The following is a 12,282-nucleotide window of genomic DNA, read 5'->3' as shown; positions in this document are numbered from 1 at the left end:
CCTCAGACCTCCAGCGCCATGCCGCCGAAGGAGACGCCGGCCGACGTGCCGAGGAGGAGCAGCTTCATGCCCGGCGTCACGCGGCCCTCGCGGCGCGCGACGTCCAGCGCGAACGGAATGGAGGCCGCGATCTGGTTGCCGAAGCGGGCCGAGATGTCGACCAGCTTTTCCGGCGAAAAGCCGGTCTGGCGCGCCATGTGGGCAAGCGCGAAAGGGCTCGCCTGATGCGGCACGACGAGATCGACGTCCTCCCGCTGCCAGCCGGCGCGCTCGAGCAGAGTTGCAACGAAGCCGTTGAAATGGCGCGAGGTGAGCCGGAACAATTCCCTGCCGTCCATGTGGAACAGGCTGTGCGCGGCGAACGCTTCCCGCTGCTTGCGGAAATCGAAGCGCGTGCCGCCCGAACCGATGCCGCAGGCTTCCCAGCCGGAGGGATAGGTGCGCATCAGGCTCGCCGCCACCTTGCCCTCACCGGGCTCGGCCCGGCGCAGCACCGCTGCAGCGGCGCCGTCGCCGAAGAGCGCGGCGATCTCGGGCGCGTCCTGCCACGGCAGAGCGCGCGAGGCGACTTCGGACGAAAAGACCAGCGCCGTCTCGCATTGCCCCGCCTCGATCATGCGGCCGGCGGTCTCGAAGGCGGTGAGGAAGCCAAGACAGGTGCTGTTGACGTCGAAGGCGGCGGCCGAGCCGTCCGTCAATCCGAGGCGCTGCATGACCAGAGGCGCGGTCGCCGGCAGCGGCTGGTATGGCACGCCGCAGCCGCCGACGATCAGGTCGACGGCGCCGGGCTCGAGGCCGGCATCGCCAAGCGCAAGTGTCGCTGCGGCGCAGGCGAGATCGATCTGCGATTCGGCCTTGCAGACATAGCGCTCGGCGATGCCGGTGACGGCCTCAAGCGCGCCCTCGCCGAGGCCAAGTCTCTCCTCCAGTGCGCGCGTGGCGACCCGCTCGGCCGGTACGGCCCTGCCGGTTCCGACGATCCTGATCCGCATTCTCCCCCGCCGCGTGAGTTGCTCTTCTTACAACTCATAGATCGATGCTAATAGTTCATGGCGACATTCCGTCAACTTATCATCGGTGTCGGTGTTCCAGGCGGTAACGAGGGTTCGACGCGTGCAGAACTCGATCAGTTTTGCGTTGGTTTTGGTGCTTTGCGGATGCACATTCTGCTTTGCAAGCAGCGATTTTCTAAGAGTCTCGGTCGACGTTTCGTGCCTTTGAGGATCGCGCCAACGAGTTACTCCGGCTTTTCTGCCAGGCCGAGCCAGCGGCAAGGCAGCGATGTCTCGATCTGCTGCAGGCAAATCGGGCATTGATCCATAAGCAGCAAGACCCTTAACAAGCGCGCTCGAACGGACTCCTCTTCGCAGCCGGCCTCACGCCTTGCGCTCCCACCGCCGATCAGGCGTCTGCTGCCAGTAGGTCACGGGGTGGCCGGCTTCCTTCATCGTCTTCCAATGGCCGCGGGCGGCTTCGAGCTGTGCTGCGTCATGGCCGTCGAACAGGAAGACGGCGCGCTCGTAGCCGGAAAGCTCGGGCGGCGCCGCGCCATCGACCAGGAAGCGGATCTGGGCGGCATTCTGATTGCCCCCGCCCGTGGTGAGCAGTATCGGCTGCTCGGCCGGATAGGCCTCGCGGTCGGTGGCATGTGCAAGGAAGGCATCGTCGCGGAAGGTCCACAGGTGCTGGTCGAGCGCGTCGCGGCGCTCTTCCGTGCCCGTCTGCACCACCGCGCGCCAGCCGCGCTCGACGCTGCGCTCGAGCAGGCCGGGCAGCGCTTCCTCGAGCGTCGATTCAGTCAGGTGATAGAACAGGATATCGGCCATCCGCTACCCTTCGTAGTGATCTCGCACCAGCCTGTCGAGCAGCCTGACGCCGAAGCCCGAGCCCCAGGACTGGTTGATCTCGCTCGACGGCGCGCCCATGGCGGTGCCGGCGATGTCGAGATGCGCCCACGGCGTGTCCTTGACGAAACGCTGCAGGAACTGCGCGGCGATGATGGCGCCGCCATAGCGACCGCCGATGTTCTTCATATCGGCGTTCTTGGAATCGATCAGTTTGTCGTATTCGGGGCCGAGCGGCATTCGCCAGAGCCGCTCCTGGCTGGCCTGGCCGGCGCCGAAAAGCCTGCCGGCAAGCTCGTCATTGTTGGAGAAGAGGCCGGCATAGTGCTGGCCGAGCGCCACCATGACGGCGCCGGTCAAGGTCGCCAGGTTGATCATGAATTTCGGCTTGAAACGGTCGTTGGCGTACCAGAGCGCATCGGCCAGAACGAGGCGGCCTTCGGCGTCGGTGTTCAAGACTTCGATCGTCTGGCCCGACATCGAGGTGACGATGTCGCCGGGTCGCTGGGCATGGCCGTCGACGGCATTCTCGACCAGGCCGATGACGCCGACCACATTGGCCTTCGCCTTGCGCGCCGCCAGCGCATGCATCAGACCGGTGACGGCGGCCGCGCCGCCCATGTCGCCCTTCATGTCTTCCATGCCCGAGGCCGGCTTCATCGAATTGCCGCCGGTGTCGAAGGTGACGCCCTTGCCGATGAAGGCGAGCGGCACGTCCTTTGCTTTGCCGCCGTTCCAGCGCATCACCGCAAGGCGCGCGCCGCGCGGCGAGCCTTGGGCGACGCCGAGCAGCGAGCCCATGCCGAGCTTCTTCATTTCCTTTTCCGTCAGGATCTCGACCTCGACGCCGAGCTGCTCCAGCGCCTTGACGCGCTCGGCGAATTCGATGGGCCCCAGCGCATTGGCCGGCTCGTTGACGAGGTCGCGCGCAAGCAGCACGCCGTCGACCACCGCTTCCTCGCCGGCGAAAGCCTTCTTCGCGGCAGCTGGATCGGCGCAGTGGATCGTGACCTTGGCGGGCTTCGCCGCTTTTGGGTTAGGCTGGCTGTCTTCCTTGTCTTTCCTGGTCTTGTATTTGTCGAAGGCATAGCTGCGCAGCAGGATGCCGGCGGCAAGGCTCGCCGCCTGGCGGCCATCAGGCTGCAGTTCCGGGAGATCGAGGATGACAGCCACCTCGGTCGCCTTGCGCAGCGAAGCGGCAACAGTGCCGCCGAGTTTCAGCCAGGCATTGTCGTCCAGGTTCGAGACCTTGCCGGCGCCCACCGCCACCAGCCGGTCGACCGACGTTCCTTCCGGCGCCAGCACCTCGGCCGAGCTCGCGAACTTGCCGGAGAAATCGGCGACCGGAAGCGCGCGAGCCAATGCACCAGCAGGATCGCAGGCCTTGGCCGCCTCGCCGAGGCCGCCGCCGTCGGCCGCGAACACGAAGACGCTGCCTTTTTTCGGCGCGGCGAATTTGGCGAAAGAAATGGATGGTCTCGACGTCATCAGGTCCTGCTTTCGGGGATGGCCGTAAGGTGCGGGCAAAGGTAATTTTTAGCGAGCAAGAGGTTTGGCAAGCGTGCGCGACATTTGGTCGTTTTCAGCCATTTGGCAAGACTTTGGCCGAAATCGCAGTCTATATCGGCGCCACCATAGACAAAGGATTCGCCTCGGCACAACCTTGGCTTGCTGCCGCAACCTGCTGTTAACCATCAATGTTTTGCATTTCTTATCCATTGGCGCGGAGACTCCGCCACGCCGGGGCATGTGGCGTGGGGCGACAAACCGGAGCGCGCCGCCTATGACGCAGTTGTGCGGGCGCCGCCGGATGACTACCTTGTCTGCGGGCATGATGCCGTTCGGCAAAATCGAGAAAAAGCCTTCATGAAGGTCGTTGAACGCTACATCATGCGCCGCGCGCTGACGATGTTCCTCGCGGCGCTGGTCTGGACGCTGGCGATCGTGTGGACGACGCAGGTGTTGGCCAAGATCGACCTCGTCACCGACAACGGCCAGTCGGCGCTGACCTTTTTCGAAGTCGCGGCGCTCATCATCCCCTCAATCATCCCGATCGTGGTGCCGTTCGCGCTGGTGGTGGCGGTGGCGCAGACGCTGAGCGTCATGAACACCGATTCGGAGCTGGCCGTGCTCAGCGCCGCCGGCGCCTCGCGCTGGACGATCGCGCGGCCGATCCTGTTGCTCGCAATCGCGGCTTGCGCCTTTTCCTTCATCGTCGACAACGCTATCGACCCCTATGCAAGGCAGAAGAATCGGCAGCTGGTGGCGGCTTCGCGCGCCGATCTTCTGTCGCTGATCATCCAGGAAGGCACGTTCCGCAAGATCGACGAGGGCCTGTTCCTGCAGGTCGGCGAACGGCTTCCCGGCAATAGGCTCGGCGGCATCTTCGTCGCCGATTCGCGCGAGGAAGGCGCCAGCCTCACCTATTACGCCAAGACCGGCAGCATCGTCGAAAAAGGCGACGAGAAGGTGCTGATGATGAATGACGGCGTCATCAACCGCAAATCGGTGACCGGCGACCTCTCCGTCATCCGCTTCACCTCCTATGCTTTCGACATGTCGGCCTTCATGTCGGCGGCGAACGACATCACGCTTTTGCCCAAGGACCGCACGACACAATATCTGCTCAACCCTGATCCCAACGACAAGATGTTCCAGCGCGAACCGGGCAGCTACCGGGCGGAGCTCAACCAGCGCTTCGCCGAATGGTCCTATTCGCTGGTGTTCGCGCTGATCGCGCTTGCCGTAGCGGGCGATGCGCGCTCGCACCGAGAGGCGCGCGTCAATCCGCTGATCACGGCAATCGCGATAGCGCTGTTCGTGCGATGGCTGGGCTTCTTCGCCGCCGGCAAAGCCGACAAGGTCTGGTATTATGTCTATCTGCTCTACGGCATACCGCTCATCGCCTCCGCGGTTTCGATCTGGTTCATCGTTTCGTCGCGCAGCATGGAATTGCCTGTCGCCTGGGCCGACTGGCTGACGAACCTCGCCAATCGTGCCGGCGACAACTGGATAGCGTTCAAGCTCTGGCTTGCCCGGCGCGCTTCCGGCCAGGGAGCCTGACCATGGGCTGGACGCTGGGCCGCTATTTCTTCTTCCGTTACGTCTCGATCACCTTCTGGTTCTTCCTGGGCCTGCTGGCGCTGGTGTTCCTGATCGATTTCACCGAGTTGTCCGGCCGCACGACCGGGCTGCCGGGTTTCACCTACGGCACGGCGTTCGCCATCTCGGCGCTCAGGATGCCAATGATCATGCTGCAGACGGTGCCGTTCGTCGGACTGTTCTCGGCGATGGCGACGCTGGTGTCGCTCAACCGCCGCTATGAGCTGGTCATCGCGCGCTCCGCCGGGGTTTCGGCCTGGCAGTTCCTGTTCCCTTGCTGCGTCGGCGCGCTGATGTTCGGGGTGCTGTCGGTCGGAGTGATCAACCCGATCGCAGCACACGGCTTCTCCTGGTCCGAGCAGATGGAGAACGACCTGCGGGCCGGCAAGTCGAACGCCGTCACCACCAACGTCACGCCCTGGCTCAGGCAGAAAACCGAATCCGGCGACACCATCATCGGCGCCCGCGCCATCCTCAATCAGGGGCTGGAGATGGCGGACGCGGTGTTTTTCATCCTCGACCCGCAGGGCAACATCGCCGAGCGCAAGGATGCCGCAAAGGCCTTCCTGCGCGACGGATACTGGGAATTGCAGGACGTCAAGGTTTTCAAGAACGGCAATATCCAGGCGCTGGCGTCCGACAAGGTGCCGACCAATCTCAAGCCGGAATTCGTGCAGGAACGCCTGGCGCGCCCGGAAACCATTCCGTTCTACGAGCTGCCGCGCAAGATCGAGGTTGCCCGCTCGTTCGGGCTCAAGGCAAATGCCTTCGCCATGCAGTTCGATTCGCTGGTGGCGCTGCCGTTCCTTCTCGTCGCCATGACGCTGATTGCTGCAACGGTTTCAATGCGATTTGCGCGAATGGGGCAGTCGGCAACGATGATTCTGGGTGGCGTCGTGGCCGGCTTTCTGCTTTATGTCGTTTCGGTACTGGTCAAGGCATTCGGTGTCGCCGGATTCGTGCCTACTGTGGTGGCTGCATGGGTTCCGGTTGTCGTGGCTATGTTCTTTGGGGTGACCTTTCTGCTATACAAGGAAGACGGCTAGTGAGGGAGGCTGGATTGCGCAGCCATAGGCAGGCCGGTTTGGCACGCCTCTATGGGGCGGCCGCCTTGGCATGTCTGTTCGCTTGCGCCGTGCCGACTGCACCTGCGCTGGCACAGACCATTGCCGCCAAGTCCGTCCCATCCGGCACGCAAATGCTGCTGGCTGCCGATACGCTTGTCTATGACAACGACAAGCACACGGTCACGGCCGTCGGCGGCGTGCAGATCGACTATGGCGGCAACAAGCTGGTCGCCCAGCGCGTGGTGTATAATCGCGACACCAAGCGCCTCGTCGCCAGCGGCGCCGTCGAGCTGATCAACAGCGACGGCACCAAGATCAATTCCGAGCATATCGACATTACCGACGACTTCGCCGACGGCTTCCTCAATGCGCTGCGCGTCGAGACGGTCGACAAGGCCTATTTCGCCGCCGAGAGCGCCGAACGCATGGGTGGCGTGCTCACCACCTTCCACAACGGCGTCTACACCGCCTGCGAACCTTGCGAGGACAAGCCGGACAAAGCGCCGACCTGGCGCGTCAAGGCGCGAAAAATCATCTGGAACGGCGAGAAGAAGACAGTCCGCTTCGAAAACTCGAATTTCGAGTTTTTCGGCTTCCCGCTTGCCTATCTGCCTGCTTTCGAGATCGCCGACCCGACGGTAAAGCGCAAGAGTGGCTTCCTGATCCCGGGCATCGTCTACAACAACCATCTCGGCGTCGGCGTCAAAGTCCCCTATTATTTCGCGCTGTCTCCGACCTATGACCTGACCGTCACCGGCAGCGGCTACACCAAGCAGGGTTTCCTCGGCGAGGCGGAGTGGCGCCAGCGCTTCAACAACGGCCAGTATACGCTGAAGATCGCCGGCATCCAGCAGCAGGATCCCGACGCGTTCATCGATTCCAGCGGCCACAATGTGAATTCGGGGCCGGCCAACGATCCGAACAAGTTTCGCGGCATGATGGGCACCAAGGGCCAGTTCGCCATCAACGAGCGCTGGAATTTCGGCTGGGACGTGCTGCTCCAGACCGACAAGGACTTCTCGCGCACCTACAACATCGACGGCTACAGCGACCTCGTCCACCAGTCGTCGATCTATCTGACGGGCTTGAGCGGCCGCAACTATTTCGACGTTCGCGCCATGCGCTTCGAGGTGCAGGAAGATACGCTCTCCAGCGATCCGACGGCGCGCGCCTCCAAGCAGCCCTGGGTCCTGCCGTCGTTCGACTACGCCTACATTCCCGACACATCGGTCGCCGGCGGCCAGTTGTCGTTCAACGTCAATGCACGCGTGATCAGCCGCAATCGTCTGGACGCCGTGCTGGCAGATATCAACAATTCGAACTCCGTCAACAATGTGCGCGGCATCGAAGGCGAATCGAGCCGGCTGACGGCGGAAGCCGAGTGGAAGCGCACCTTCACCACCGATGACGGCCTGCAACTGACGCCATTGCTCGCCTTCCGCGGCGACGCCGGCTATGTCAACGCCAATTCGGCTTCGCTCGCCGCCGTCAACCAGATGGGGACGAATCTGGGCGAAGACGTCGACATGCGCTCCTCGCTTGCCCGTTACATGGCCACTCTCGGTCTCGAGGCGCGTTGGCCGCTGTTGTTCTCCATGCCCAACTCCAGCCATATCCTGGAGCCGACAGCACAGGTCTTCGTGCGCCCGAACGAGCAATATGTCGGCGGATTGGCTGTTCCCAATGAAGATGCGCAGAGCTTCGTCTTCGACGCCACCACGCTGTTCGAGCGCGATAAATTCTCCGGCTACGACCGCATAGAAGGCGGCACGCGCGCCAATGTCGGCTTCCGGTATTCAGGTGCCTATGACAATGGCTGGGCCACGAATGCCATTTTCGGCCAGTCCTATCAACTCGCGGGCGAGAACTCTTTCGCCGCACCCGATCTCGTCAATGCCGGGGCCGAATCCGGCCTCGACAAGCCGACGTCGGATTATGTCGGCCTTGTCGGCTTCAACAGCCCGAGCGGTTTCTCCGGGTCGGTGAGCGGACGTTTCGACGAGCAGACTTTCGAGGTCAGGCGCGCCGAAGTGAAGGCTGCCTATTCCGGCCTGCCGATATCGCTCAGCGCCAAATATGCCTTCATCGAAGCACAGCCGCTCTATGGCTTCACCACCGACCGCCACGAGGTCACGCTCGGCGCCTCGACGCATCTGGCGCAGAACTGGCGGCTGTTCGGCACCGGCACCTACGACATCGAGCAGAATGTGCTGGTCAAGGACGGTGTCGGCTTCGCCTACAACGATTCCTGTTTCACCTACATCATGACGTATTCGCAGACGCGTGATTCCATCACCAAGGAAGTGTCGGAGAACATCGGCTTCAACCTGTCGTTCCGCACGCTCGGCGATTTCGGCTCGTCAACAAGCGCGATCGATACCATCCAGTGAGATGGGCGGGCGCACGGCCTCCGAGCCGTGCGCCGTTTCGGGCGCTGATGGTGCTTTGGTCTTGATTTGGAGCGTGATTCCTCGAAAATGCACCTGATTCTCAGGGTCATGCGCTGGCGACATCGTTTCGCCGCATAGGATGGGCAAGGGGTCTGCTGCATTGCGCAGGCGTTCAGAGGACGCGCGTCGTGGCGGGAAAATTGGGAAGGTAAGATGAGGAAATACCTGTTTTCGGCAGGATTGGCACTTCTGGTGGCGGCGACTTCGGTTTCCGTCACGGCTGTTGTGCAGCCTGCTTTCGCCGCCGAGATCAAGTATGTCGTCAACAACATACCAATCACCACCGGCGACATCGCGCATCGGGCCGCCTTCTTCAAGCTGCAGCATAAGAAAGGCGACGCCGCGCAGGAGATGATCGACCAGACGCTGCGGCTGGCCGAGGCCAGGCGGCTCGGCATCCGCATCTCCGATCAGCAGGTCGACGCCGCGTACCAGCGCTTTGCCACGGGCAACAAGATGCCGCTGGCGAAACTCGACGCAATCATGAACCAGTCGGGCGTCAGCAAGGAACACTTCAAGGAATTCATCCGCGCCCAGATGGCCTGGAACCAGGCGCTCAGCGCGCGCTACCGCTCCGGCGAAGGCGGCTCGGTGACCGAGCAGGACGCCGTGCGGCGCATGCTCGACAAGGGCGGCTCCAAGCCGACCGCCATGGAATACATGCTGCAGCAGGTGATCTTCGTGGTCCCGGCATCGGAGCGCGCCGCCACGCTCGCCAAACGCAAGCGCGAGGCCGACGCCATGCGCGTCCGCTTCAACAGCTGCAACACCACGCGCGACTTCGCCAAGGGCCTGCTCGACGTCACCGTGCGCGATCTCGGCCGGGTGCTGGCGCCGCAATTGCCGCCCGACTGGGCCGAGCAGATCAAGTCGACCAAGGTCGGCGCCGCCACGCCGACGCGCGAGACCGACCGCGGCATCGAGTTCATCGGCATCTGCTCCTCGCGTGAGGTTTCCGACGACAAGGCCGCGCAGATGGTGTTCCAGGCCGAGGGCAGCAGCGACAAGGACGCCGACGAACTCAGCAAGAAATATGTCGCCGAGCTGCGCCAGAAGGCCAAGATCGTCGAACGCTAGGGCCGGATGACGCGGTTTTCCGCCCGGAACTGCTAAAGGGATAGGCGACAGGGTTCGACGCGTGCCTCGATACCGCAGAAAATCCCGCTTCCGTCGAGGCATGAACAGCCTGATCCGTGGCTTTGCATGAGCGCGCAGAACGCCGATGCGCCGCTGGCGCTCAGTGTCGGCGATCCCTCGGGCATCGGGCCCGAGATCGCCATCGCTGCCTGGCAGGCGGGCGACAGCGCCGGCGTGCCGCCCTTCTATCTGCTCGCCGACCCCGCCCTGATCGAAGCCCGCGCCCGCCTCGTCGGTGCCAATGTGACAATTGCCGAGACGTTGCCGGGACAGGCAACGCATCATTTTGCCCGCGTGCTTCCCGTCGTGCCGCTGCATGCACGCCATGTCGACAGCCCGGGAGAGCCGGACCCGGTCAATGCCGCCGGCACCATCGAAGCCATCGACCGCGCCGTCGCCGACTGTCTCGCCGGCCGCGCCGCCGCGGTGGTCACCTGCCCGATCGCCAAGAAGCCGCTCTACGATGCGGGATTTGGCTTTCCCGGCCACACCGAGTATCTGGCGCATCTGGCCTCGCGCCACACCGGCAGGGAGGTGACGCCGGTGATGCTGCTGGCCGGACCCGATCTGCGCACCGTTCCGGTGACCATTCACATGCCTCTGGCCGAAGTGCCGAAAGTGCTGACGACGGAGCTGATCGTCGCCACGGCGCGCATCACCGTCGCCGATCTCAAGAGCCGCTTCGGCATCGCGCGCCCGAGGCTTGCGATCGCCGGGCTCAACCCGCATGCCGGCGAAGGCGGCGCCATGGGGACTGAGGATGCCGCAATCGTCGCCCCGGCCGTCGAGACGCTGAAGGCGGAAGGCATTGACGCGGTCGGACCGCTGCCGGCCGACACGATGTTTCACCCGCGCGCACGCGCCTCCTATGACGCGGCGCTCTGCATGTATCACGACCAAGCCCTGATCCCGGCCAAGACTTTAGCCTTCGACGAGGCGGTCAATGTGACGCTGGGCCTGCCCTTCATCCGCACCTCGCCCGACCACGGCACCGCTTTCGACATCGCCGGCAAAGGCATAGCGCACGCCGACAGCCTGATCGCCGCGCTGAGGCTGGCGCGCCGGCTGGCCGACAGCGGCCGGCAGGCCGCCGCATGAGGATCAATTGAACGCGCGCAGCACAATCGACGGGTTGCCGCCGCTGCGCGACGTGATCGAGCGACACGGTCTGCAGGCCAAGAAAGCGCTCGGGCAGAATTTTCTGCTCGACCTCAACCTGACAAGCAAGATCGCCCGCGCAGCCGGCGACCTCGGCGAGGCGACGGTGATCGAGGTCGGTCCCGGCCCGGGCGGATTGACGCGGGCGCTGCTGTTCAACGGCGCGCGGCGCGTGATCGCCATCGAGCGCGACGAACGCTGCCTTGAAGCGCTGGCCGAGGTTTCCAGCCATTATCCGGGTCGCCTCGAGGTCATTCCCGGCGATGCGCTGAGGACGGATTTTGCCGCGCTCGCCGGCACGGCGAATGGTGGGCCGGTGAAGATCGTCGCCAACCTGCCCTACAATATCGGCACCGAGCTTCTGATCCGCTGGCTGACGGTGCCCGACTGGCCGCCCTTCTACCAGTCGATGACGCTGATGTTCCAGCGCGAGGTAGCGGAGCGCGTCACCGCGGTTCCGGGCAGCGACGGCTATGGCCGGCTCGGCGTTCTGGCCGGCTGGCGCACCGAGGCCAGGATCGCTTTCGACGTGCCGCCGCAGGCGTTCACGCCGCCGCCGAAGGTCACCTCCTCCGTGGTGCATCTGGTGCCGCGCCCGTCTCCCCTGCCCGTGGACGGCAGAAAGCTCGGCCGCGTCACCGAGGCCGCCTTCGGCCAGCGCCGCAAGATGCTGAGGCAAAGCGTGAAGAGCCTGGGCGGCGAGGCGTTGCTGACGCAAGCCGGCATCGACCCGACCCGGCGGGCCGAAACGCTCAGCGTGGAAGAGTTCGTCAGGTTGACGAATACGATTTAGCCGCTAGCGCCCCTAAGTCCCTACCTAGAGCTTCAGGTCCCTCATTCACCGCGGGAAGGATGACAGGGCTGGCATTTGTCATTCAAACGCATTACGTTAATGGCTAAGGAGACTGCCAATGCCAGCGAACGCACTTGTCCAGACGCGTATCGATGCCGATATCCGGGATCGGGCTTCCGCAGTGCTTGAAAGCATGGGACTCACGGTTTCGGATGCGGTCCGGATACTTCTCACTCGTACCGCCAATGAGGGCACCTTGCCAATCGACCTGGTCACAAACAGCGAAGTGCATGATGCGTGGTTTCGCGCCAAGGTGCGCGAAGCACTCGAAGAGACCAGACCCGACATTTCGGACGGGCAAGTCGAGGCGCATTTTGCCAAGCGACGTGCGGCGGCGCGTAAGGCCGGCGAAGCTAAATCTTGAAGATCGTCTGGTCAGTTCTGGCGCTTTCGGATCGCGACGGGATATTCACGCATATAGAGGCCGACAATCCCGTGGCGGCAATCGCGATGGATGAGCGGATTGCCGCCGCGATCGGCCGCCTTCAGGACTTTCCCGAGAGCGGCCGGCCCGGCAGGCTTGCGCCGACCCGAGAGCTCGTCATCGTCGGGACACCATATGTCGTAGCCTATCAATTGACCGAAAATGCCGTTCGAATTCTGCGCGTGCTTCACGGCGCACAACGTTGGCCAGACGATCTGCCAGACAACTGACGCGGCTTGTTTAGTCC

General features: G+C 63.7%; 11 protein-coding genes. 8 read left to right on the top strand and 3 right to left on the bottom strand.

The genetic code is table 11. The features are described 5' to 3' along the window. Nucleotides 1-2 precede the first annotated feature (2 nt). The 3 genes from RFM68_RS20525 to RFM68_RS20515 all read right to left on the bottom strand — a co-directional run bounded on the left by RFM68_RS20525 (nucleotide 3) and on the right by RFM68_RS20515 (nucleotide 3,332). Entirely contained in the window at nucleotides 3-992 is a 990-nt protein-coding gene (locus tag RFM68_RS20525; protein ID WP_320234824.1) for a 3-oxoacyl-ACP synthase III family protein, read from the bottom strand. 384 nt (nucleotides 993-1,376) lie between these two features. Continuing rightward, the gene (locus tag RFM68_RS20520; RefSeq protein ID WP_320234823.1) at nucleotides 1,377-1,826 is read right to left on the bottom strand and encodes a DNA polymerase III subunit chi; all 450 of its coding nucleotides are present in this window, start codon (nucleotides 1,824-1,826) and stop codon (nucleotides 1,377-1,379) included. Between the two features lie 3 nt (nucleotides 1,827-1,829). Beyond that, a complete protein-coding gene (locus RFM68_RS20515; protein ID WP_320234822.1) occupies nucleotides 1,830-3,332 on the bottom strand; it encodes a leucyl aminopeptidase in 1,503 nt (500 codons plus the stop codon). Between the two features lie 378 nt (nucleotides 3,333-3,710). On the opposite strand from RFM68_RS20515, the gene lptF reads away from it, so the two are divergent. The 8 genes from lptF (at nucleotide 3,711) to RFM68_RS20475 (ending at nucleotide 12,265) form a co-directional block, all read left to right on the top strand. Next, nucleotides 3,711-4,907 carry an LPS export ABC transporter permease LptF gene (gene lptF / locus RFM68_RS20510; RefSeq protein WP_320234821.1) on the top strand — a complete coding sequence of 399 codons (1,197 nt, stop codon included), beginning with the start codon at nucleotides 3,711-3,713 and terminating at the stop codon, nucleotides 4,905-4,907. Nucleotides 4,908-4,909: 2 nt separating this feature from the next. Then, complete coding sequence (gene lptG, locus RFM68_RS20505) at nucleotides 4,910-5,992, top strand: LPS export ABC transporter permease LptG (RefSeq protein WP_320234820.1); 1,083 nt, start codon at nucleotides 4,910-4,912, stop codon at nucleotides 5,990-5,992. After that, nucleotides 5,992-8,403, top strand: a complete 2,412-nt coding sequence (locus tag RFM68_RS20500; RefSeq protein WP_320234819.1) for an LPS-assembly protein LptD — start codon at nucleotides 5,992-5,994, stop codon at nucleotides 8,401-8,403. The genes lptG and RFM68_RS20500 overlap by 1 nt, the downstream gene beginning before the upstream one ends. Nucleotides 8,404-8,616: 213 nt before the next feature. Further along, a complete protein-coding gene (locus RFM68_RS20495) occupies nucleotides 8,617-9,540 on the top strand; it encodes a peptidylprolyl isomerase (protein ID WP_320234818.1) in 924 nt (307 codons plus the stop codon). A 126-nt stretch (nucleotides 9,541-9,666) separates the two neighbouring features. Further along, nucleotides 9,667-10,698, top strand: coding sequence for a 4-hydroxythreonine-4-phosphate dehydrogenase PdxA (gene pdxA, locus RFM68_RS20490; RefSeq protein WP_320234817.1), 1,032 nt, complete (start codon nucleotides 9,667-9,669; stop codon nucleotides 10,696-10,698). A gap of 7 nt (nucleotides 10,699-10,705) precedes the next feature. Then, entirely contained in the window at nucleotides 10,706-11,551 is an 846-nt protein-coding gene (gene rsmA / locus RFM68_RS20485; RefSeq protein WP_320234816.1) for a 16S rRNA (adenine(1518)-N(6)/adenine(1519)-N(6))-dimethyltransferase RsmA, read from the top strand. 118 nt (nucleotides 11,552-11,669) lie between these two features. Continuing rightward, the gene (locus tag RFM68_RS20480) at nucleotides 11,670-11,975 is read left to right on the top strand and encodes a type II toxin-antitoxin system RelB/DinJ family antitoxin (RefSeq protein ID WP_320234815.1); all 306 of its coding nucleotides are present in this window, start codon (nucleotides 11,670-11,672) and stop codon (nucleotides 11,973-11,975) included. Further along, nucleotides 11,972-12,265, top strand: coding sequence for a type II toxin-antitoxin system RelE/ParE family toxin (locus RFM68_RS20475; RefSeq protein ID WP_320234814.1), 294 nt, complete (start codon nucleotides 11,972-11,974; stop codon nucleotides 12,263-12,265). Before RFM68_RS20480 ends, RFM68_RS20475 begins: the two co-directional genes overlap by 4 nt. The last annotated feature ends 17 nt before the right edge of the window (nucleotides 12,266-12,282 follow it).

Origin of the sequence: Mesorhizobium montanum, assembly GCF_033977145.1 — a bacterium.
Classification (GTDB): domain Bacteria; phylum Pseudomonadota; class Alphaproteobacteria; order Rhizobiales; family Rhizobiaceae; genus Mesorhizobium; species Mesorhizobium montanum.
Note: the sequence above shows the minus strand (reverse complement) of the source record. Positions and strands in the feature narration are given on the sequence as shown.

Bases quoted from the DNA above. Each gene is read 5' to 3' on its own strand.
- RFM68_RS20525 (WP_320234824.1), bottom strand. From the start codon at position 992: ATGCGGATCAGGATCGTCGGAACCGGCAGGGCCGTACCGGCCGAGCGG.
- RFM68_RS20520 (WP_320234823.1), bottom strand. From the start codon at position 1,826: ATGGCCGATATCCTGTTCTATCACCTGACTGAATCGACGCTCGAGGAA.
- RFM68_RS20515 (WP_320234822.1), bottom strand. From the start codon at position 3,332: ATGACGTCGAGACCATCCATTTCTTTCGCCAAATTCGCCGCGCCGAAA.
- lptF (WP_320234821.1), top strand. From the start codon at position 3,711: ATGAAGGTCGTTGAACGCTACATCATGCGCCGCGCGCTGACGATGTTC.
- lptG (WP_320234820.1), top strand. From the start codon at position 4,910: ATGGGCTGGACGCTGGGCCGCTATTTCTTCTTCCGTTACGTCTCGATC.
- RFM68_RS20495 (WP_320234818.1), top strand. From the start codon at position 8,617: ATGAGGAAATACCTGTTTTCGGCAGGATTGGCACTTCTGGTGGCGGCG.
- pdxA (WP_320234817.1), top strand. From the start codon at position 9,667: ATGAGCGCGCAGAACGCCGATGCGCCGCTGGCGCTCAGTGTCGGCGAT.
- RFM68_RS20480 (WP_320234815.1), top strand. From the start codon at position 11,670: ATGCCAGCGAACGCACTTGTCCAGACGCGTATCGATGCCGATATCCGG.